Below are 20,419 nucleotides of genomic sequence, written 5' to 3' on the forward strand. Positions count from 1 at the left end.
AAAGGCGTAATTCATTCGAACCACATTGGAATGAGCGAGGCTGCAAGGAGGAGGGCCAATGAAGCGTTGACGAGGCGCCACTGCGCGTCGGACCGCAGAAGGTGTGCAAGTAGCAAACCGGCAACACACCAAAGCGTGAGCGAAAGGATCGCGGCTAGCCCCAACGAGAATCCGAGTATAAGCGCGAGATGGAATGGCTTGCCCGCAAGAGAAGCGAATGACGCGGTAGCACCCAATGCCATGGTCCAGCCTTTTGGATTGTGCCAGACCAGCCAAACCGCGCCAACGAAACTCATTGGCTTGGCAATGTTTGCATGCAGATGCGGCGGGCCGCTGCGCGCCATCCTCCATGCAAGCCATAACAGGTAGATCGAACCGATAAGCTTCATCGCAAGTTGAAGCGATGGAAAAGCCAGAATAATGCCCCCCAATCCGGCAGCCGCGGCAGCACTCATGGATCCAAGGCCCGCTGCGATTCCCCACATGAATGGCAAGGACTGGCGATAGCCGAAATGAGCGCCGGAAGCCGTAGCCAATGTCGTGGCTCCGCCCGGCGTGATCGTGGAGACAATTGCAAACAGGGCAAGTGGTAGGAATTCAGCGAAGGACATATGGCTTCCCAGACAAATCCGGGAAACTCTATCGCGCCCTCTTATACAACAAAAGCGCATCTTGTGCATGAAATACATTATGATTCATAATGGATTTATGATCCGCAATCTCGATATCGCACTGCTTCGTACCTTCGTCGCCGTCGCAGATCACGCCAGTATGACTGCGGCTGGGAACGCCTTGCACCTGACGCAAAGTGCTGTCAGCCAGCAGATTGCCCGACTCGAAGATCTATCTGGCGCGTTGTTTGTTCGCGAGCGGCGGACTCTTCGTCTGACGCCGAGCGGAGAACGGCTTCTCGGGAAGGCTCGTCGCCTGATTGCGCTCAACGACGAGCTGTGGGCTGAGATGTCGGACGAGCCGATCAAGGGCTCCGTTCGTCTCGGTGCTCCGTATGATCTTGTTGGGACATGGCTGACCACGATCCTGAAAGCTTTCGCAGCAATGTATCCGAAAGTGGAGATTGAGCTCGTTTGTCTTGCCTCCCCCGAGCTTCTAAGCGGCATTGCCAGTGGCTCGATAGACCTTGCCTTGATCGAAGAGCCGGTTGGAATTTCAAATGCCGAATGCCTTGCGATCGATCGTCTGGTTTGGGTCGGTGCCAAGGGAGGTGCGGCGCATCTCAAGACACCGCTTCCGGTTTCCATGGTTGCGGAAACCTGCGCGTTTCGTCCTGTTGTCTTGCAAGCACTTGAGGAGCGCAATCTCACGTGGCGGACGATGTTCGAGAGCGGCAGCATTGATGCGACGCGCGCCACGGTTCGGGCAGATCTCGCGGTGACGGCCTGGCTGGCATCGACTGTTCCGAACGACCTTAACATACTGCCCTTTGAGGAGAATCTTCCCGAACTTCCGTCGTTCGCAATCAATCTCTACCAGGCGAAGGGACAGCTCCCACGCGCTGTCAGTGAAATCGCACAGCAGATACGGGTGGGCATGAGCGGAAATCCTGGTGCCAGCCCAATGCGCATATGAAACAAGAAGCTGGTCTCAATTGGGTAATATTACAGTTGTCCTTTATTGAATGTTCTGGATTCCTGAGTGTCCATGCTTCGGGATCTGGTGATTGGGGGGCGCGTCGGTTGAAGATACGCTTGAGTTGTTGGCCTGGCCTGGTCGCTGCGCGATGTGAAGCAACGCATCGCCGCCGCCAGCCTGAGGGACGTGGCTTGTTCTTATCGCTCGCATGCTTTTCCATGTATGGCCATCGCGTCGGTGCCGGGGCGCTTTCGGAAACGGATTACGCCCACAAGCTCAACGATGCCGGACTTGATCGCAGGAGAGCAGTTCAGGACTGCCGGTAACCGTTCTGGAAACAGTTTCGTCATGTGTGTGCGAGTGATCGATCTTCCACGTAGTGAAAACCTCCGAAGTGGAAAATTGGTTAACGTTGGGTGATCCGGCACGAATGGTTCGATGCGATAAGGCTCGGCAGCTCGCGTTCGAGCAAAGACGCAGTCGTCCGGATTCGCGATGGAATCGGTCGCGTCGCCGAATAAAGAAGATGAAGATCAAAGCCGGGCACCTCGAATTCAGGGAGGATGCACTTAAGACGCCCGGAGGCTAGGTCGTCGAAGCAAACGGGTTCCTGCAAGACGCCAATCGCTCCGCCGCGGAGCAGGATGGCGTGCAAAGGTCGCCAGTTACTCATGGTCATGGCGATGTCCACAGGTGCCGATGTCAGTCGCCCATCTGCCGTTTGCAAGGTGAGACGTCCGTTGTTGAATAGGCCGGACACGCGCGCAAAGGGGTGGCGGATGAGTTCGGCCGGCGTCATAGGCGCGCCATAGCGCTCAAGATATCCCGGTGAAGCGACCAGAATGCGGGAAACATGGCCCAGCTTGCGTGCCACGAAGTTGCCTTCTCCGGCATTGCCCAGCCGGAGCGAGATATCCACCCCCTCGGTCGTTGGATCGACGATCCGGTCATTGAGTAACAGATTCACCTTGAGTTCGGGATGACGATCGCGGAGGTCGAGCAGGATGGAGGGCAACAGGGACTCTCCCAATCCGTAGGGCGCCGCGATCTTCAATGTGCCGCGTAACGGCATATCTTCCTGCACGCTGGCGAGCGCGTCATCGGCAGCTTCAATGGCGATCTTGCACCGTTCGTAAAATACCGCGCCGACACCCGTCACGGAAATCGCGCGCGTGTTCCGCCACAACAGGCGTGTGCCGAGATCGGCCTCCAGCCGCTCGATCCGCTCGCTGACGGCCGGCTGCCCGATACCCAGATCGCGAGCGGCTGCAGACATGCTGCCGCGCTCTACCACCCGCACATAAACCCGCATTGCCGCCAGATAATCCATGACCGGCATCTTATCGAATGATCCGATAAATGAAAACGGAATAAGCGACCTACTGATCGGGCTATCCATTCTACAAAATGTGCTCCGTAACTTCGCCCGATCAGGGTGAAACCAATCAGGGGATGGCAGGCTCATGAGCAACATCAAACTTTACATGTTTCAGTCGGGCACTCAGCTATGCAAGGTGCATGATATCAAGATGAATCAGGGCAATGGTGCCGATTATGAAATCCCGGTCCCCTGGTTTCTCCTTGTTCATCCCAAAGGTAATGTCATCATAGACGGTGGCCTGGCGGCCGAGGGCCTGTCCGATCCACGAGCCTACTGGGGCGCCTCAGTGGATTCCTACAAACCCGTTATGACTGAAAGTCAGGGTTGCGTCGCGCAATTGGCGACGCTCGGTTTAACGCCTGAGAACGTCGGCTTTGTCGTGCTTTCTCACCTCCATTCGGATCACACCGGCGCAATTGGGCGCTTTCCCCGCGCAAGGCACATCGTTCAGCGGCGGGAATATGAGTATGCCTTCACGCCTGATTGGTTCGCCGCTGGCGCCTATGCGCGCAAGGACTTCGATCGCCCCGGTCTGTGCTGGCAATTTCTGGAAGGTGAAGCGACCGATCATTATGACCTGTTCGGCGACGGCGTTCTTCAGATCGTCTTCACGCCGGGACATACACTCGGTCATCAATCCATTCTAGTGACTTTGCCAAACAGTGGCCCATCCTGCTGGCCGCTGACGCGGTCTATACGATGGATCACTGGCACGAGAAGGCACTGCCCGGCTTCCTGGCCTCCTCCGTGGATACCGTGCGGTCGGTGCGTAAATTGCGTGCGCTCGCCGAGCAGGTGGGAGCAACTCTTGTCCCGGGCCATGACCCGGTGATGTGGTCGCAATTCAGGCTCGCGCCGGATTTTTATGATTGAGGCGAGGCAGATTACCGGGCCGTTCATATCCCGGCTATGCCGCTTGGTGGTCTCGCTAGTCGCCAGAGGCTCGTGCAATGGTGAAACACGAAATCCATCAAAGCGGAAGTCAAAAAAAGAGTCAGCGTCAAAAGACGCTGGTATTACCTTTCAGCCGCGCAGCCGGAATGGCCGCTGACATTTGCAGATGGATGGTCGCGACAATCATTTCACCGAACGCGGCAATGTCATCCACAGTCCGATCTCACAACCGATCTGTTGGCCGACGCGCCGGGTTGTTTCCGAGCCTCTGGAATTGCTCAACATGGCTTGATGACGGCCTTGGCGGCAAGATAAACTTCTCGACCTTTTTGGTGGACGCTCATTTGATGGCCTGTAACAAACTACGCTACGGGGCGAGACAATCCGCTACGGTCAGCGGCTACCAATTTCACCGTGTGGCTATGCCTCAGTGCCCCCGCAACCAGCTCAACTTGCGATCGGCCCGGTCCTCCGGTGGGCCGTTTGCTTTCGAGCGAAATGGCAAGGATTCCAACCAGATTGCCACGAACGTCGACCTGAAGTTCGCCATTCTCGGGCGTCAGGATGATCTCCTTCACCAGCGACCTGATGACGTCGGCGGCAGTCATCCGCTTGGCCTCCGAATCCTTTTGAAGCGCGGCGTACAGTTCGTCGACCTAGACGCGATAGTGGTGCGCTATGTTCGGGTGAAGGAGAGGTGGCGGCTCTTCCGCCTCCTGCAGGAACGCCTTCAAACTGCGCAGCGGTCCCTGCCTCGCTCGTAACCGTCACGCCGCGTCCGATGGCGATAAGCGAGAGGAGGTTGTCTCTACCGACGTAATGGGTGTGGATTTCGGGGTGGCGACCAAGGTCGGCGAGCCGCTGGACGAGATAGTCATGAATCTCGGGGCCTGGCGCCGCATCGCTGACGATGAACCGTTCGCTGGCAAGGTCGCCCAATCCAGTTCTTGCTTGTCACAAAGCGGGTGATCGTCGGGGAGCACCGCGAATACCCGCTCGGACCAAAGCTGGTCGGTCTGGCAATCGGCCCATTCAGATGTTCCCGTGATGAATGCCACATCGAGCCGGAGCTGCCGGATCGCCGAGGCATGGTCCGCCGGATCGCCATCAATGAATTCGATCCGCACCCGTCGGTGGCTTCTGTCGTATGCTCGCAGCAGGTCCGAGAGAAAACCAGACGCAAGTGACGAAAAGATTCCGATCTTGATGCGACCGTCTTCCGAGCGACCAATCGCGGCAACATCCTTCGCTCCCCGCGCAATTTGCCGTACCGCCTTACGCGCGTGACGTACAAACTGCTGCCCAGCGAGAGTTAGAAAAACGCCGCCATTATGTCGCTGAAAGAGGGAGGCACCGAGTTGGTCCTCGAGATCTCAAATTCGACGACTAACCGCCGACTCCTGAATCCCGAGGGCCGCAGCCGCCTTACGAAAACTGCCGTGCTCCGCGGCTGCCAAGAAATAGCGAAGATGGCGAAGCTCGATTGTGGGGTCGCGCTTAGCCATCCAGCAATTAGCCCGCCTTAAATAAAAAATCAGGCGACCGAATATTTATTGACCGACAGCGAGCTTGTCGACGCACTTTCTGCTTTCCATAGTAGATTTAACTTCAAGTTGTCTCTGTGGGGCCAAATAATATGGCTCGAGCAGTTACTACCATTAGAAAAGTTCGTTCTATTTCGCTCGGCGCGCTCAACTGCCATTCCTCGCTTCACGGCGGGCCTAGCCATGATGGCTTCAAACCATGTCTTCAAACAAGGAAAACGATCGAGGGGTTGTCCTTGCTTTTCATGCGGCACGATCCAGCCTGCGATTCTCGCCTGTGCTTCTTCTCGTTATCGCAGCGTACGCTGATCGAGCCGGTCGTCGTGCGCCAGCCTCTGACACCAGCTCCGCCGACTGCCGCCGCCCAAATCACTTCTGCGATGAAGCCCCGCCTTTTTTCATATGCGCCTCCTTTCGCAATTACGGCGGCCCAACGTGTCGGGGTGCGTGCACCGGATCGCGTCAAAAGCATTGTCACCGTCTGTCCTTTGTCGGCGGCAGGCTCGGCCGCACCCGACGAGGCATTGGCCTTCTTCGCATCGACAGTCCGGGTCGACGATGCTTTTCGCAAACTGATGCGCTTCATGTCCGGTCAGCTTTCCGATGGATGGATCGAGGCGAAGCTTGAACAGAGCCGAAGCTGCGCTTCGATTGATGCCAAAACCACCTACCTTGGGATGTTCAGGACGAATTTCGCCGAAGAAGTCCGAGGTTCCTCTACGTCCATCATGCTGATCCTCGGGGACCATGATCCGGGTCTTGATGAGGCAACCATCGCTCCAATGTTCCGAAGCTGGTACGGCAACGTCATAGTCGCGACCATGCCGAACTGCGGCCACTACCCCATGGAAGAAGCTCCGCCGTATTTCGCAACGACGATGGAGCGGTTTCTGGCGGTAAACAGCTAAAGCATGATCCGGAAAAGAGTGTAGCGATTTTCCGGATAGATCACCCTCGATCAAAGAGCCAGGCGCGATGGCGATTCAAGCAAATCCCATTGCGCTTAGGTCTATGGCGTCAGAGAAGACGGCGTCTAGGCGTTCACCGACTTCGGAATCGAAAACCTCATCGAGTTCTACAAAGAGAACCCTGGACTGCTCAAGCGGTAACCCTGCGGCCTACGCCGAATGGATACTGCTCAAGCGGCCGCCCGGAAAAGCAAGTTGAGATGGTCGCATGCCCCGCAACCAAAAATACCAACAAAACCCGTCGCTTCAGCGGCGGGTTTTGGCGTTCTAAACCACCAAAACAAAACGTAAAGGGGTGCCGTTTCCGCGCTCAACGCTATTTCCCTTTCCAGACAGGATCGCGCTTTTCGGCAAAAGCCCTCGCGCCTTCCAGATTGTCGTCTGATCCATAGAGAATATCGACCGTCGCTAACTTTCGCCGCATGATGAGGTTCATCATGGTCTGGAAGTCCTCGCTTTCGGCACGACGAACGGTCTCTTTGATTGCGGCGTAAACGAGTGGAGGACCGGAGGCGAGCAACCGGGCGATTTCCCAAACCCGTTCTTCGAGCTTCTCCGGAGGCAGGACCTCGTTGACGAAACCCCAGCGATGAGCTTCCTGAGCGTCGATCCAGCGGCCGGTCAGCAAAAGTTCCATTGCAATGTGATATGGAATGCGTTTTGGAAGCCGGATACTTGCTGCGTCCGCAATGGTTCCGGAGCGTATTTCCGGGAGAGAAAAGGTAGAGTGGTCGGAGGCATAGATCAGGTCACAGGATAGTGCGAGTTCGAAGCCGCCGCCTGCGGCCATACCACTGACACAGGCAATGATCGGCTTGTTCAGGTCTCTCAGTTCCTGAATGCCACCAAATCCGCCAATTCCGTAATCGCCATCAATGGGCGCACCCTCTGCCGCGGCTTTCAAATCCCAACCGGCAGAAAAGAAACGGTCCCCCGCCGTTTTGAGGATGGCAACACGCAATTCCGGGTCGTCGCGGAAGGCTGCAAAGGTTTGTCCCATCGCGCGCGATGTTGGCAGATCGATGGCGTTGGCTTTGGGCCGATCCAGCGTAACTTCCAGAATAGCGCCGTCCCGGCGGGTTGTTATGGCGGCTTCGGCATGTGTGCTCATTTCATCTGCCTTTCCATACGGGATCGCGCTTTTCGACCGCTGCCCGCGGTCCTTCCAGCGCGTCCTCGCTTTCGATGAGCGATTTGAACAATGGAAAAATACCAGCTCGCATGGCTGCGTAACTCTCGGCCAGGCTCATATGTTCGGCCATACGCGTTGTCTGTTTGGCTGCCGCTACAGAAAGCGGTGCGGAGCGCAGGATACGTGCGGCGAGTGCCCGGGCAGCGCTTAAAAGCTCAGCCTGCGGCACAACTTCGTTGACCAGGCCCCAGCGTAGGCAGTCCTGCGCGCTGAAACGCCGGCCCCCATATAGAACCTCGTTTGCTATAACCTTGGGCAGGAGTTTTGGCAGAACAAACGACCCGATATCCGGCAGGACACCGAGCGAAGTTTCCGGCAGCCAGAATTGCGCGTGGTCGGCGGCGATTATGAAGTCGGCGGTCAGGAGAATTTCGAAGCCCGCGCCGATGGCATAGCCATTGACTGCGCAAATGACGGGCTTTTCCAATCCGGGCAATTCGGAAAAGCCGTAGATTCCGCCCTGACCATAGTCAGCGATATACCCATCTCCGCCTGTTGCCGCAGCTTCGTTCAGATCCCACCCAGCGGAAAAAAACTTCTCGCCGCCGCCTGTGAAAATAGCAACGCGCAGATCTGGGTCGTCGCGAAACATGGCGAAAGCATCGCCCAATTTTCGGCTGGTTGGCTGGTCGATGGCATTAGCCTTGGGCCGGTCGAGAGTGATCTCCAGTATCTGACCGTTGCGCACGGTCTTCACCTCGTCAGTCATCAAGCTCTCCTGTTGCGTATTAGGGCATCGACGGCGATGGCATTATCCGTTGTGACGATGAGCGGGTTGATATCAAGTTCCTCGAGTCTCCCTGCCTGTGCGAGCGCATAGTTGCCAACCAGCCATGCGGCCTCGACCGCGGCCTCGATATTGGCTTTAGACCTGCCGCGAAAGCCTGTCAGGAGGGTAGCGGAGCGTAGCGAAAGAAGCGCCTCACGAATTTCATCGCGGCTCGCGGGTAAAAGTAGGGCGCGTGTATCGTTCCAAAGCTCAACCATCACGCCGCCAGCGCCAATGGTCAGATAGAGCCCGAATTGCGGGTCGCGCGCGATGCCGATAATCAGTTCAGCTACTCCGTCCTGAACCATTTTCTCGACCAGAAAATCGCAATTCAGGCGGGCAAGCGAATGGGCGGCAGTACGGACTGCTTCGGCATTCGCCAAATTCAGGCACACTGCAGCCATTTCCGTTTTGTGGAGCAATTTTTCTCCGACGCCCTTGAGAACGACGGGGTAGTCGAGCTTTTCGGCAAGCGCGACAGCATCATCGACAGTTGATACCACACCGCCTGTTGGGGTTGTCAGGCCGATTTCACGCAAGGCCGATTTCGATGACCACTCGTCCATTGCGGTGGCTGCGGATGGCAACGCTGGCGCTTGGTCAGCCAGCATTGGAGGTTGCGGTTTCGACCATATTTCGCCGATCCAGGCCGCATTGGCAGCTGCCGCCAGCGCTGTTGCAAGGCCCATCATCGGGGCTATTCCGGCTGCTATCAGACGTTCGGCATGGGTTTCCGTCATGTTCTCCGGCAGACTGGCGACCAGCGCAAAACGACCCCCTCCAGCTTTGTGCGCCGCGATCGCCGCCTCGAGCGATGTTTCGCAACCATTGTCAACGCAACGGTCCCCACGGGGAAAGTCGAGCACCAGTATGGACAGGCCGAAATTGCTATCGAGCATGGCGCGATAGGTCGCCGTGAGCGCCGGTCCATTCCCCCATGTAAAGGTGTGGTAGTCGAGCGGGTTCGAAATGGTGACCATTTCGGGCAGGGTGGCGCGAAGTTTCGTTGCCTCGTCAGCTGCAAGCGGTCGGAGATCGAGACCTGCCGCGTTCGCAAGGTCGCCCACGAGGGAGGCTTCGCCGCCCGAACAGCTCATCGAACCCAGAGTGTTGTCAGGCGAGGGGCCAAGCACATGAAGCAGCTTCAGCGTTTCGACAAATTCGTCGAGCGTTCGAACACGGACGACGCCACATCGCGCGAAAAATGCGTCGGCGAGCGTGTCGGCTCCAGCGAGCGATGCCGTATGCGAAAGGGTCATCGCCTGCGCTACGGCAGACGTTCCGACTTTGATCGCGACAACGGGCTTTCTCATTTCACGCGCTTTGGCGAAGACACGTTCCAGCCGTGAAATATTATCGAAGCCTTCTATGTGTAGGCCAAGAACAGTGACACGCGGATCTTCGAGTGCGGCTTCCGCCAATTCGGAAAGACCGGTTTGCGCCTGATTTCCGGCTGTCAGCACATAGGCAATGGGAAGACCGCGGCGCTGCATCGTAAGATTGATAGCTATGTTGGATGACTGCACGACGATGGCAGCACCGCTTTCAACCCTTTTGCCGCCGTGCTGGTCAGGCCAAAGCAGAGCCCCGTCGAGGTAATTGATGAAGCCGTAGCAGTTGGGGCCGAGAATAGGCATTTCGCCTGCTGCCGCCAGCAGGGCCTGATTGCGTTCGGCGCCATCGGATACTTCATTGAAACCGGAGGCGAAACAGACCGCGCCGCCACTTCCCCGCGCTGAGAGCTGGCGAACAATATCGATTGTTCCGTCGCGGTTGACGCCGATGAAGCTTACATCCGGTGCGCCGGGAAGGTCGGCGACAGAGCGATAGCAAGGAATATCATCGATAGTATCGCGGGTGGGATGGGCCGGCCAGAGTTCTCCCTCAAAACCCATTTTGCGGCATTGCCTGAGCACAGCCGTAGACCATCCTCCGCCAAAGATGGCAATGGAACGGGGGCGTAAAACACGAGACAGGTTCTTTTTGCTCACAGTCAGGCTCCGAGCGGGCGAAGAAGGTCGCGGGCGATAATATGGCGCTGGATCTCGCTCGTGCCGTCCCAGATCCGCTCGACACGGGCATCGCGCCAGAAGCGTTCCAGTGGGAGGTCGTCCATCAGGCCCATGCCTCCATGCACCTGGATGGCGCGGTCGGTAATGCGAGCCAGCATTTCGGATGCGTAGACTTTCGCTGAGGCAATCTCGCGATTTGCGGGCAATCCCTGATCGAGACGCCAGGCCGCTGCCAGCGTCAGCCAGTCGGCGGCATCGATTTCGGTGACGGAATCAGCAAGTTGGAATCCGACGCCCTGAAAGCGGCCGATAGGCTGGCCAAATTGCTTACGCTGTGCGGCATAGTCCACCATCATGTCGAACACGCGGCGCGCGCGCCCCACCGCCATCGTCGCAACCGTTATGCGGGTGGCGTAAAGCCACTCGTTCATGACCGCAAAGCCGCCATCCACCTCTCCGAGAACCTGCGCATCCGGAACGCGGCAGTCGTCGAATTCGAGGATCATATTCTTATAGCCGCGATGGCTGACGGATCTGTAGCCCTCGCGGATGGTGAAGCCCGGTGTGTCACGGTCAACCAGAAAGGTCGTGATTTTCTTCTTGGTTCCGGCAGAGGATTGCTCTTCGCCGGTAGCCATGAAGACAATGACGAAATCGGCGTGTTCGGCGCCTGAAATGAAATGTTTGGTGCCGTTGAGTAGCCAATCTCCTCCATCGCGGCGCGCATTGGCTTTCATCCCGCGAATGTCGGAGCCAGCGTCAGGCTCGGTCATGGCGAGCGCATCCATCCTTTCGCCGCGCACCGCAGGCAGGAGATAGCGCTCAATCTGCTCGCCCTTGCAGGCCAAGAGGATATTCTGCGGGCGTCCGAAAAAATGGGTGAGCGCCATCGATCCGCGTCCCAACTCGCGCTCCACAAGCGCGAACTCGAGATGGGAAAGCCCCGGTCCCCCCGCCGATTCCGGGAAATTGCTGGCATAGAAGCCGAGTTCGATCGTCTTGCGCTTGATTTCTTCGCCGATTTCGTGTGGCACATGGCCGAGACGTTCGACGGTCGTTTCATGCGGATAAATCTCGTTCTCGACAAAGCTTCGAACTGTCGAGACGATCATTTCCTGTTCTTCAGTCAGTCCGAAATGCATAGCGTTCCTCCCAGTCGCTTTGCCAGACCGTCCCGGCCTATGGCGTCGTTATTTCTATGAGTGCGGGGCCCTCGATGGCATGGGCGCGGTGCAGCGCCCCGGCGAGTTGCGTCAGATCGAGTGCGCCTGGATGAAGCGCTTCCTGATTGTCTTCATTTGTCAGTCGAATGCGCTCGCCCGGTATTCCATAGGCCTGCGCGAGCTTGATGAAATCGGGAGGTGTGGGGCGCACGCCCACCGGCTCGATACCCCTGGAAATCATGTAATCTTCGATTTCCTGATAACCGTGATTGTTCCAGACGACGAAGATCACAGGTGCATTCTCGTCGGCGGCAGTGCCGAGCGTGCCGAGACAGAACTGGAAACCTCCGTCTCCCACCAGGCAGACGACCGGAACTCCAGTTTGCGCGAGACTGGCGCCCACCGCAGCTGGAGGACCAAATCCGAGCGCGCCGTAACCCGTCGAAGCATTGAACCAGCTTCTTGTGCCATCGGCATCGAAGAACAGGTTGCCGGCATAGGCGAGCTGTGTGGAATCCCCGACTAGGATACTGCCGGGCAGGGCATCCCGAATGGTGTCCAGGACTTCGGTCAAAACCTGCATCTTGGGTGAAAGGAAGTTGTATGCCGCAGCCCTGGCCGCCGATGCGCGCTCCGTTCCATCCTCACGCCATGCCTGAGGAAGAAGGTGGAGAGCAGAGGTGAGTTCTGCGGTTATCCGGGCTGCATCGCCCACGAGCATCAGCGTGGCTGGATAGCTTGTCACTTCGGCCTCGGGGTCGATGTCGATGCGGATCATTTTGGCAGGCGGCTCAAAACCTTCATCCACATACATATCGTAATCGGTCGGGCCGAATTGGGTTCCTATCGCGATGACAAGATCGGCATCGGCGATCAGCTGGCGGATCGGCGGCAGGCTGGGGCTTGCCTGTACCGCAAGCGGATGGCGGCCCAGCAAACCACGGGCGTTCGTTGTGGTCACCACCGGGGCATCGAGCATCCGCGAGAGGTCGGAAATGGGGTTACTCGCCCAGTTGGCGCCTCCGCCGGCAAGAATCAAAGGGCGGCGGGCTTCGGCGCAAAGAGTTGCAGCGGCTTTGATTTTCCCGACGTTGGAATCCATGGTCGTGGGGGCTGTGCCTGCCGGAGACTTACGCAAGGCTCCTTCAAATCGGGCTTCCATAAGGTCCGTCGGGATTTCAATATGCACAGGGCCCGGACGTCCGGATTTCATTCGGGCGAAGGCACGGCCAACCAGTTCTGCCAGATCACCGGGCTGTTCCAGTCGTTCTGACGACAGGGCGATTGTTTGCATGGTCGCGAACTGGTCGGGAAGCTCGTGCAGGTGCCCCCGATATAGCCCGAGCGTGTGGCGCGCGTTGACGCCCGAAATGACCAGCATCGGTATGGAATCGGCCCGGGCCTGGGCCATCGGCGTGATGGCGTTGGTAAGCCCCGGACCGGTAATCAGCAGGCAGACACCTGGCTTGCCGGAAACCCGCCCGTAGCCATCTGCCATGAAGCCCGCATCCTGCTCGTCGCGCGGAGTTACATGCCGGATGCTCGATCCGGCCAGGCCCCGATAAAGTTCTGCTGTGTGCACGCCCGGAATACCAAATACGGTATCGACATCGTGGGCTTCCAGAAGGCGGATCAGCGCTTGCCCGACTGTTATTTCGCTGCTCATGAAACCAGACTTTCGGCTCTGTAGTTGAGGCTGCGGGCAAAACGAGCAATGCGGTCGCATGCCTCGATAATGCTGTCTTCGGGAACAGTGACGCTCATGCGGACCAGATTCTTCGCGACCTGACCGAAAGACGTTCCGGGCATCATCGAGACATAGTGTTCTTCAAGCAGCCGACTGGCGAATTCCTCACCATTGAGGCCTGTCCCGCCGATATCCAGCAGCACGAACATGCCCGCTTCCGGCATCAGGGGCTTGATCCCGGCAACGCCGCGTAGCCGGTCCACGATCAGCTCGGACCGCGCTTTGTACTGCGCGCGCATGATTGAAGCTGTCGGCAGATCATGTGTCAGCGCATAGGCTGCCATGTCGGCGATGAAAGGCTGTCCACCGAAGAGCATGGATTCGGAGAAGGGCAGCAATCTCTGGCAAAACTCCTCCGAACCCACCGCCCAGCCGGAGCGGAAGCCGGGGGCTGCGTGCGATTTGGATATGGACGAGACCACGATGGTGCGATCAGCCATTTCCGGGAGATCGAGCGGCGAGGCAAATGCGGCGCCGAAAGTAAGCTCTTCATAGACCTCATCGCACACGATCCAGAGATCGTGTTTGCGGCACACTTCGCTAATGGCTGCTATCTCGGGTTTTGTCAGCACCGCGCCGGTCGGATTGTGCGGGTTGTTGAGAAGCAATGCGCGGCAGCCGGGCGTGATTGCTGCCTCCAGTGTGTCGGCTCGGAGATGAAAGCCATCATCGGCCCGCAATGGTACCGGAACGATATCGGCCCCTGGCGCGCGTACGACGCCTTCATAAGTTGCGTAATAGGGATCGGGAACGAGAACCTTGTCGCCACTTTCGACCAGTCCTGTCAAAACGGCATAAAGTGCAGTTTGGGTTCCCGGGAAATAGAGGACATTATTGGTCGTGATGGCGCGGCCGGTGCGTTTTGAGTATTTTGCTGCCAGCGCTGCCAGCACAGCCGGTTCGCCGCGACCGTTGGAATAGCGGGTTCGACCGGCGCGCATGGCGTTATTGCACGCCTCCAGCAGTGAGGAATCAGGAGCTACATCAGGCTCGCCGATCGTGAATTCGATGACCGGGTGGCCAAGCGCGCGCAATTCTCTGCCACGGGCATGGACCCGCCATTTGTCCGATCCCAATCCTGAGAGCCTGTCGGTGATGGAAGCATAATGCATGTCAATTTCTCGGAAATGGTGGCGCGGCAGGAAGCTCGATGCCGAGAAGGGCGCCGACTGAGCTTAGTCCGATGCCAATTTGCATAGTTTCGTCGATTTCGTCCGCGCTGAGACAGCCTTCGATCCAAAGGCCATCAATTAGTGCGTTGACTGCGATGGCGAGGCTTCGGCAGAATTCCGGCGTGGGCTCCCGGCCTTCCGCCGACAATACTTCCGCAATCAGGGTCTCCGTGGCGCGGCGGAAAGCGAGATAACCTTCGCGATGTTCGTGCTCCAGATCCGGATCAAGATGGACCTGGCTGACGAAAGTCGCCCAGAGCGAAAGCATCCGCGGATCTGCCACAGCCCCACCAAGGCTGGCAGCGATGAAACGCGTCAGTCGGTCGTGGGGCGTGCCGCCGTCCGATTCCAGAATGCTCAATGCGGGCAGGGTCATCATTTCGATCATGCGCTGGTATGCGGCGGCGATGAGGTTGGCCTTCGATGCAAAATGGTGACGGATCAACCCATTGCTGACGCCTGCGCGCGCGGCAACGGCGCGAACCGTCGTTGCCTGAATTCCTAGATCGGCAATGCAATCGAGCGTAGCCTCTATCATGTCTGTGCGACGATCGAAGTCCGGCGCACGTCGAAACGATGCGGTCATCTTCTCCTCCCTCGATGTCTGACTATGCACTTGCGCAATACTTATTCAAGTGTATAGTCAACGTCAAGGGAACGGTTGGCCGCTTGTCGAGAAGTCGAAAAGAACTCCGAAGTGGCTGATAAGAAAGCAATATCCAGACGGCTTGCGACAAACCTCAAGGGTGGGCAGGCCAAGGGAGGTTCGTGCCGCATGAGTCAGGGCGAAGAGGCGATCTCCGTCGTCGACCTTCACAAGCGTTTCGGTGATCTCGAGGTGCTTAAAGGCGTTTCACTCAGGGCGCGCGAGGGCGATGTTATCGCCATTATTGGCGGATCGGGCTCCGGCAAATCGACATTTCTTCGCTGCATCAACATGCTGGAGCTGCCAACGTCGGGGGCGGTCGCCATCCATGGTGAAACTATCGCTATGAGAAATACCGGCAATGGCAGTCAGATACCCGCGGACAGAAGGCAGATCGAGCGTATTCGCACGCGGCTGGGAATGGTTTTCCAGAGCTTCAATCTCTGGCAACATATGACCGTTCTGGAAAATGTGATCGAAGCGCCTGTGCATGTGCTGGGTGTGCCCAAGGCCGAAGCGACTGAGCGGGCCGAAGCGCTTTTAAGGCGCGTCGGGCTTTATGAGAAGCGAGACGTCTATCCCGCGTTCATGTCCGGTGGTCAGCAGCAGCGCGCCGCGATTGCGCGGGCGCTGGCGATAGAGCCGTTGGTGATGCTTTTCGACGAGCCGACATCCGCGCTTGACCCTGAACTGGTCGGCGAGGTTCTCACTGTTATCGGCGATTTGGCCAGGGAAAAACGCACGATGATTCTGGTTACGCACGAGATGAAATTTGCGCGTAAGGTCGCCAGTCACATCGTTTTTCTGCACGATGGCAGGATTGAGGAAGAGGGGCCTCCCGAAGAAGTCTTCGGATCGCCCAAATCCGAGCGGCTGAAAAAGTTTATCAGTTCAACACACTGAAATGGGAATGGAGGAGTACCAATGAAGTGTCTTTTAGCTAGTCTGTGCGTCGGTGTAACATTGGCTGTTGCGGGTGTTGCGGCGGCGAATGCCGAACAGGTGAAACTCGGTATCGCAGCCGAACCTTATCCGCCCTTCACTGAACCTGACGCCACGGGGAAATGGCATGGCTGGGAAATCGATTTTGCAGATGCTGTCTGCAAAGAGGCCAAGCTTGATTGCGTGATAACGCCTGTTGCCTGGGATGGCATCATCCCTGCGCTCACCACCGGCAAGATCGACATGATCGTCGGCTCAATGTCGATGACGCCTGAACGTCTCAAGACGATCGATTTCTCGGACAAATACTATAATACGCCGACGATCGTCATCGGCACGAAGGATCTCAAGTTCGACGCGACGCCGGAGGGATTGAAGGACAAGACGATTGGCGTGCAGGTTTCTACCATCCATCAGGCTTACGCGATGAAGCATTTCGCGCCGGCCGGTGCCACGATCAAGGAATATCAGACGCAGGACGAAGCCAACAACGACCTCACCGCTGGGCGTATCGACGCCGTGCAGGCGGATTCTCTGGCTCTGCGGACCTTCCTTGCGACGGATAACGGCAAGGCATGCTGCGAGGAAAAGGGCATCGTCGCTCAGGATGTCGAGGTTCTGGGGCCGGGGGTGGGCATCGGATTGCGCAAGGGCGATGCGGAGCTGAAAGACAAGCTGAACGCGGCGATCAAGGCCATCCGTTCCAACGGAACCTATGACACATTCACGAAAAAATATTTCGACTTTGACATTTACGGCCAGTGAACGTCAGCAGCCAGCCGGCGTCCTGTCGGCTGGTCCCCTGATTTCAGCATGAACGGAACCGGCGATGGATGCACCATTGATCAACTGGAGCCTGCTTGCGCTCAATCCGCCGGGATGGGGCGGGGTGCTTCTGCAGGGCTTCTGGCACACGCTGCAAATTGCCGTTGGTGGTTATTCGCTCGGTCTGTTGATTGGCATGTTCGGTGCGCTGGGCAAGCTCTATGGCGGCCCGATCATTCGCGATCTGCTGGAAGTTTATACCACAGTCGTGCGCGCCGTGCCGGAACTGGTGCTGATCCTTATCCTCTACTACGCAGGCACCGATCTGTTGAACCAGTTGTTGGCGCTGTTTGGCCATGGCAAAGTGGATATCAGCGGGCTTGCGGCTGGCATTTTCGTCATCGGTGTCGTGCAGGGCGCCTATTCGACGGAAGTTCTGCGCGGTGCGATCAAAGCCATCGCGCCCGGCCAGATCGAGGCGGCGCGCGCATTCGGCATGCCGCCGTCCAAGATGCTCAGACGCATCACGATACCGGCCATGCTGCCCTTCGCCATACCGGGTCTTGCCAATCTTTGGCTTATCTCAACCAAGGATACAGCTCTTCTGGCGGTCGTCGGCTTCAGCGAATTGACGCTTGTGACAAGGCAGGCAGCCGGGACAACCAAGCATTATCTGCTGTTTTTCATGGCGGCTGGCGTGCTTTACCTCGGCCTCACACTGATTTCGAACGCCTTCATCGGCATTATCGAGCGCCGTGCGCGCCGTGGTTTTGCGCGGATCGACTGAGATGAGCATAGCAGTATTGGAAAACCAGACCTCCGTCAGAAACTGGCTCGAACCGCACCGGCTTGTGCTGATTGTCATCGCAATCGCGTTGGTTGCATCGGCGGTGATATTTGGTCGCTGGGAGTGGCTGCCGCAATACCTGCCCCGCCTGGGTTCCGGCATCGTGGTAACTCTGTTCATGCTGTTCGGATCTGCAATTCTGGGGTTTATGCTGGCTCTTCCCCTCGGGCTGCTCCAGGTGACTGGCCCATGGTGGTTGCGGTGGCCAGCGAAGGCGTTCTGCACCGTCATCCGGGGAACACCGTTGCTGTTGCAGCTGTGGCTGCTCTATTATGGCCTTGGTTCGCTGTTTCCCTCTATTCCCGGCATTCGCGGCTCCTTTATCTGGCCTTATCTGCGCGAGGCATGGCCATATGGACTTGCCGCGCTGACGATCTCTTTCGCGGCCTATGAGGGGGAGGTCATGCGCGGTGCGTTTGCCGGCGTGCCGTCTGGCGAGCTGCAGGCCGGGCGTGCGTTCGGCATGTCGCCCTGGAAAGTGTTTCGTCGTATCTGGCTGCCGCGCGCCATCCATCGCGCCTTGCCCACGCTGAACGGCGAAACGGTTCTGCAATTGAAATCGACCCCGCTGGTGGCGACGATCACCGTTGTTGACGTCTATGGCGTCGTTTCGCGGGTACGCCAGGAAACCTATCTCACTTATGAGCCGCTTCTGCTGCTGGCCCTCATCTACATGATATTGACCGCGGGCCTGGTCTGGGTCTTCCGGCGTCTTGAGAACCGAATTCCGACAAGAGGTGCTTGAATGCGCGATTTTTCACCCACTATTCTCAATAGCCTGCCCGAGTTGACGGCATTGCGGCATGACCTTCATGCCCACCCTGAACTGGGACTCGAGGAAGAACGGACTTCCGAGATCGTTGCGCGGCAGCTTGAGGCTCTGGGATACAAGGTCACGCGAGGACTTGCGAAAACCGGGATCGTCGGCACTTTGACGAACGGATCAAGCCGCAAGTCCATCGGCATTCGTGCTGATATCGATGCGCTTCCCATTCATGAGCAGACAAATTTGCCCTATTCCAGCAAGTCTCCGGGTCTGATGCATGCCTGTGGACATGATGGCCATACGACCATGTTGCTCGGTGCTGCCAAGGCTTTGGCGGAACGCCGTAATTTCGACGGAACAATTCATCTGATTTTCCAGCCCGCTGAAGAAAACTTCGGCGGCGCCAAGATCATGATAGACGAAGGCCTGTTCGACCGGTTCCCCTGTGATGCTGTTTTTGCCCTTCACAACGATCCCGGCATTCCGCTTGGCAAATTCGCCTTCCGCGATGGGCCGATCATGGCCGCGGTCGATGAGGCTATTATAAGGGTGAACGGTTACGGGGGACACGGCTCGGAGCCGGAAAAGACCGCCGATCCGATAACGGCGGGCGCATCGATTGTGATGGCCCTGCAGACCATCAAGTCGCGTAACGTGCCGGCGCTTGACCCGGCGGTTGTGACCGTTGCCGCATTCCATGGTGGTTCGGCCAGCAATATCATTCCATCGACTGCAGAAATCGTCGTCGGTATTCGCACTTTTTCGCCCACCATCCGCGATCAGATCGAGCAACGCATCAAACGTGTTGCAGCGCATCAGGCAGAGAGCTTCGGACTAACTGCTGAAGTGGAGTATCTGCGCAGTTACGACGCAACGATTAATCACAGTGCAGAAACAGATTTTGCACGTACTCTGGCCATCAAGTCGTTTGGCGCGACGAACGTGATTGATCTGGAGCGTCCTTTCATGGGCAGTGAGGATTTTGCCTATATGCTCGTTGAGCGACCCGGAACCTACTTCTTTGTGGGGGGCGGCAAGGGAGAGAACGATTTTCAGCTCCACCACCCCTCTTATGATTTCAATGACGACCTCATTCCCATCGGCGCGGCCTTCTGGACCGAGCTTGCTGAAACCTACCTTAAATCTGAGTGATCCCATGGCAGCCGTATATGAATTCAATGCAGCTATCGTCCGCACGCCGGGACGATCCGTCGTCAACGGCTTGCGTGCCGATGACAGGGGCAATCCGACCTATGGGGGCGTCAAGGAAGAGCACGAAGCCTATGTAGAAGCGTTGCGGAACGCAGGTGTCGACGTGACCGTTCTTCCGCCGATGGAAGAATTTCCGGATTCGATATTCGTGGAAGACCCGGCGCTGGTGTTTCACGAAGGAGCAGTTCTGCTGCGCCCAGGCGCACCATCGCGCATGGGCGAAACGGCTGAAATCGAACCGGTTCTGCGTTCCCTTTTCGAGCGGGTCGTGCCGCTTCCTTCACCGGGATTCGCCGATGGCGGGGACGTTCTGGTTACATCATCGACAGTGATGATCGGCCTGTCGGCGCGTACCGATAAAGGCGGCGCCGAGGGACTTCGTGCAGCGCTGGCTACCCTCGGTCGCGCCGCGGAAATCGTAGAGACACCGAAGGGCGTGCTGCATTTCAAGACCGATTGCTCGCTGCTGGACGAAGAGACAGTGCTTGCAACGCACAGGCTGGCGGGTTCCGGTTTCTTTCGGGGTATGCGCGAAATTGTGACGCCGGAGGGTGAAGAGGCGGCGGCCAACGCGCTCAGGGTCAACGATGTCGTATTCGTCGGTGCGGATTATCCCCGCACAATCGATCTGCTGGATAAAGAGGGATACAAGGTCGTCGCCTTGAAGACCGGGGAAATCGGCCGGATTGATGCCGGTCTGTCGTGCATGTCGCTCAGGTGGCGACGGTAATCAGAAACGGGCTTTAAAATGGATCGGCGCGGTTATTTCCGCGCCGATTTTCGTTTGTACCGTTCAGGCCTACACCCGA

20 protein-coding genes and 1 pseudogene are annotated in these 20,419 nt (G+C 57.7%); 10 read left to right on the top strand and 11 right to left on the bottom strand.

Translation table 11 applies throughout. The features are described from left to right. Positions 1–11 precede the first annotated feature (11 nt). Positions 12–611 (bottom strand): LysE family translocator, encoded by a 600-nt coding sequence (locus J9800_RS00110; protein ID WP_114215225.1) that lies wholly within the window; start codon positions 609–611, stop codon positions 12–14. A gap of 79 nt (positions 612–690) precedes the next feature. Here J9800_RS00110 and J9800_RS00115 point away from each other — a divergent pair, with 79 nt between their 5' ends. Beyond that, a complete protein-coding gene (locus J9800_RS00115; protein ID WP_286167459.1) occupies positions 691–1,587 on the top strand; it encodes a LysR substrate-binding domain-containing protein in 897 nt (298 codons plus the stop codon). 409 nt (positions 1,588–1,996) lie between these two features. Here J9800_RS00115 and J9800_RS00120 read toward each other — a convergent pair whose 3' ends face one another. Further along, positions 1,997–2,989, bottom strand: a complete 993-nt coding sequence (locus J9800_RS00120; protein WP_210845372.1) for a LysR family transcriptional regulator — start codon at positions 2,987–2,989, stop codon at positions 1,997–1,999. Positions 2,990–3,053: 64 nt separating this feature from the next. On the opposite strand from J9800_RS00120, the pseudogene attM reads away from it, so the two are divergent. Next, positions 3,054–3,844: pseudogene (attM, locus tag J9800_RS00125) on the top strand (AttM family quorum-quenching N-acyl homoserine lactonase). 77 nt (positions 3,845–3,921) lie between these two features. Then, entirely contained in the window at positions 3,922–4,629 is a 708-nt protein-coding gene (locus J9800_RS21990; protein WP_286167462.1) for a hypothetical protein, read from the top strand. Positions 4,630–4,632: 3 nt separating this feature from the next. Here J9800_RS21990 and J9800_RS22285 read toward each other — a convergent pair whose 3' ends face one another. Together J9800_RS22285 and J9800_RS22290 are read right to left on the bottom strand one after the other, a co-directional pair. Then, positions 4,633–5,127 carry a LysR substrate-binding domain-containing protein gene (locus J9800_RS22285; RefSeq protein ID WP_502710100.1) on the bottom strand — a complete coding sequence of 165 codons (495 nt, stop codon included), beginning with the start codon at positions 5,125–5,127 and terminating at the stop codon, positions 4,633–4,635. 111 nt (positions 5,128–5,238) lie between these two features. Beyond that, on the bottom strand, positions 5,239–5,370 hold the full coding sequence (locus J9800_RS22290) for a helix-turn-helix domain-containing protein (RefSeq protein ID WP_502696710.1): 132 nt from the start codon (positions 5,368–5,370) through the stop codon (positions 5,239–5,241). Positions 5,371–5,654: 284 nt separating this feature from the next. Between J9800_RS22290 and J9800_RS00135 the strand changes: the two genes are divergently transcribed. Next, on the top strand, positions 5,655–6,317 hold the full coding sequence (locus J9800_RS00135) for an alpha/beta fold hydrolase (protein WP_114215224.1): 663 nt from the start codon (positions 5,655–5,657) through the stop codon (positions 6,315–6,317). A gap of 376 nt (positions 6,318–6,693) precedes the next feature. On the opposite strand, the gene J9800_RS00140 is transcribed toward J9800_RS00135, so the two are convergent. From J9800_RS00140 to J9800_RS00170, 7 genes are read right to left on the bottom strand one after another with little or no spacing between them, the layout of a single operon-like run. After that, positions 6,694–7,488 carry a carnitinyl-CoA dehydratase gene (locus J9800_RS00140; RefSeq protein ID WP_114215223.1) on the bottom strand — a complete coding sequence of 265 codons (795 nt, stop codon included), beginning with the start codon at positions 7,486–7,488 and terminating at the stop codon, positions 6,694–6,696. 1 nt (position 7,489) lies between these two features. Then, a complete protein-coding gene (locus J9800_RS00145) occupies positions 7,490–8,278 on the bottom strand; it encodes an enoyl-CoA hydratase-related protein (protein ID WP_114215222.1) in 789 nt (262 codons plus the stop codon). Continuing rightward, on the bottom strand, positions 8,278–10,335 hold the full coding sequence (locus J9800_RS00150) for an acetate--CoA ligase family protein (protein ID WP_114215221.1): 2,058 nt from the start codon (positions 10,333–10,335) through the stop codon (positions 8,278–8,280). Before J9800_RS00150 ends, J9800_RS00145 begins: the two co-directional genes overlap by 1 nt. After that, positions 10,332–11,492 carry an acyl-CoA dehydrogenase family protein gene (locus J9800_RS00155; protein WP_114215220.1) on the bottom strand — a complete coding sequence of 387 codons (1,161 nt, stop codon included), beginning with the start codon at positions 11,490–11,492 and terminating at the stop codon, positions 10,332–10,334. Before J9800_RS00155 ends, J9800_RS00150 begins: the two co-directional genes overlap by 4 nt. 37 nt (positions 11,493–11,529) lie before the next feature. Then, positions 11,530–13,179 (bottom strand): 5-guanidino-2-oxopentanoate decarboxylase, encoded by a 1,650-nt coding sequence (locus tag J9800_RS00160; protein ID WP_114215219.1) that lies wholly within the window; start codon positions 13,177–13,179, stop codon positions 11,530–11,532. Then, positions 13,176–14,372, bottom strand: coding sequence for a pyridoxal phosphate-dependent aminotransferase (locus tag J9800_RS00165; RefSeq protein WP_114215218.1), 1,197 nt, complete (start codon positions 14,370–14,372; stop codon positions 13,176–13,178). Before J9800_RS00165 ends, J9800_RS00160 begins: the two co-directional genes overlap by 4 nt. Before the next feature lies 1 nt (position 14,373). Continuing rightward, the gene (locus tag J9800_RS00170) at positions 14,374–15,018 is read right to left on the bottom strand and encodes a TetR family transcriptional regulator C-terminal domain-containing protein (RefSeq protein ID WP_114215217.1); all 645 of its coding nucleotides are present in this window, start codon (positions 15,016–15,018) and stop codon (positions 14,374–14,376) included. A gap of 189 nt (positions 15,019–15,207) precedes the next feature. On the opposite strand from J9800_RS00170, the gene J9800_RS00175 reads away from it, so the two are divergent. The 6 genes from J9800_RS00175 to J9800_RS00200 all read left to right on the top strand — a co-directional run bounded on the left by J9800_RS00175 (position 15,208) and on the right by J9800_RS00200 (position 20,340). Further along, entirely contained in the window at positions 15,208–15,981 is a 774-nt protein-coding gene (locus J9800_RS00175; protein ID WP_114215216.1) for an ABC transporter ATP-binding protein, read from the top strand. Positions 15,982–16,002: 21 nt separating this feature from the next. Continuing rightward, complete coding sequence (locus tag J9800_RS00180) at positions 16,003–16,785, top strand: transporter substrate-binding domain-containing protein (RefSeq protein ID WP_114215215.1); 783 nt, start codon at positions 16,003–16,005, stop codon at positions 16,783–16,785. Between the two features lie 64 nt (positions 16,786–16,849). Further along, positions 16,850–17,572, top strand: coding sequence for an ABC transporter permease (locus J9800_RS00185; RefSeq protein ID WP_112588665.1), 723 nt, complete (start codon positions 16,850–16,852; stop codon positions 17,570–17,572). Between the two features lies 1 nt (position 17,573). Further along, the gene (locus J9800_RS00190; protein ID WP_114215214.1) at positions 17,574–18,377 is read left to right on the top strand and encodes an ABC transporter permease; all 804 of its coding nucleotides are present in this window, start codon (positions 17,574–17,576) and stop codon (positions 18,375–18,377) included. Further along, complete coding sequence (locus tag J9800_RS00195; RefSeq protein WP_114215213.1) at positions 18,378–19,550, top strand: M20 aminoacylase family protein; 1,173 nt, start codon at positions 18,378–18,380, stop codon at positions 19,548–19,550. Between the two features lie 4 nt (positions 19,551–19,554). After that, positions 19,555–20,340: a dimethylarginine dimethylaminohydrolase family protein gene (locus J9800_RS00200; protein ID WP_114215212.1), complete on the top strand. Its 786-nt coding sequence runs from the start codon at positions 19,555–19,557 to the stop codon at positions 20,338–20,340. The last annotated feature ends 79 nt before the right edge of the window (positions 20,341–20,419 follow it).

Source organism: Ochrobactrum sp. AP1BH01-1, assembly GCF_018066705.1.
Lineage (GTDB): Bacteria > Pseudomonadota > Alphaproteobacteria > Rhizobiales > Rhizobiaceae > Brucella.

What these genes read in the sequence shown, in the direction of transcription:
- J9800_RS00110 (WP_114215225.1), bottom strand. Translation starts at nt 611, where the DNA reads ATGTCCTTCGCTGAATTCCTACCACTTGCCCTGTTTGCAATTGTCTCC.
- J9800_RS00170 (WP_114215217.1), bottom strand. Translation starts at nt 15,018, where the DNA reads ATGACCGCATCGTTTCGACGTGCGCCGGACTTCGATCGTCGCACAGAC.
- J9800_RS00165 (WP_114215218.1), bottom strand. Translation starts at nt 14,372, where the DNA reads ATGCATTATGCTTCCATCACCGACAGGCTCTCAGGATTGGGATCGGAC.
- J9800_RS21990 (WP_286167462.1), top strand. Translation starts at nt 3,922, where the DNA reads ATGGTGAAACACGAAATCCATCAAAGCGGAAGTCAAAAAAAGAGTCAG.
- J9800_RS00180 (WP_114215215.1), top strand. Translation starts at nt 16,003, where the DNA reads ATGAAGTGTCTTTTAGCTAGTCTGTGCGTCGGTGTAACATTGGCTGTT.
- J9800_RS00115 (WP_286167459.1), top strand. Translation starts at nt 691, where the DNA reads ATGATTCATAATGGATTTATGATCCGCAATCTCGATATCGCACTGCTT.
- J9800_RS22290 (WP_502696710.1), bottom strand. Translation starts at nt 5,370, where the DNA reads ATGGCTAAGCGCGACCCCACAATCGAGCTTCGCCATCTTCGCTATTTC.
- J9800_RS00155 (WP_114215220.1), bottom strand. Translation starts at nt 11,492, where the DNA reads ATGCATTTCGGACTGACTGAAGAACAGGAAATGATCGTCTCGACAGTT.
- J9800_RS00140 (WP_114215223.1), bottom strand. Translation starts at nt 7,488, where the DNA reads ATGAGCACACATGCCGAAGCCGCCATAACAACCCGCCGGGACGGCGCT.
- J9800_RS00120 (WP_210845372.1), bottom strand. Translation starts at nt 2,989, where the DNA reads ATGGATAGCCCGATCAGTAGGTCGCTTATTCCGTTTTCATTTATCGGA.
- J9800_RS00160 (WP_114215219.1), bottom strand. Translation starts at nt 13,179, where the DNA reads ATGAGCAGCGAAATAACAGTCGGGCAAGCGCTGATCCGCCTTCTGGAA.
- J9800_RS00175 (WP_114215216.1), top strand. Translation starts at nt 15,208, where the DNA reads ATGAGTCAGGGCGAAGAGGCGATCTCCGTCGTCGACCTTCACAAGCGT.
- J9800_RS00185 (WP_112588665.1), top strand. Translation starts at nt 16,850, where the DNA reads ATGGATGCACCATTGATCAACTGGAGCCTGCTTGCGCTCAATCCGCCG.
- J9800_RS00200 (WP_114215212.1), top strand. Translation starts at nt 19,555, where the DNA reads ATGGCAGCCGTATATGAATTCAATGCAGCTATCGTCCGCACGCCGGGA.
- J9800_RS00195 (WP_114215213.1), top strand. Translation starts at nt 18,378, where the DNA reads ATGCGCGATTTTTCACCCACTATTCTCAATAGCCTGCCCGAGTTGACG.
- J9800_RS00135 (WP_114215224.1), top strand. Translation starts at nt 5,655, where the DNA reads ATGCGGCACGATCCAGCCTGCGATTCTCGCCTGTGCTTCTTCTCGTTA.
- J9800_RS00145 (WP_114215222.1), bottom strand. Translation starts at nt 8,278, where the DNA reads ATGACTGACGAGGTGAAGACCGTGCGCAACGGTCAGATACTGGAGATC.
- J9800_RS00190 (WP_114215214.1), top strand. Translation starts at nt 17,574, where the DNA reads ATGAGCATAGCAGTATTGGAAAACCAGACCTCCGTCAGAAACTGGCTC.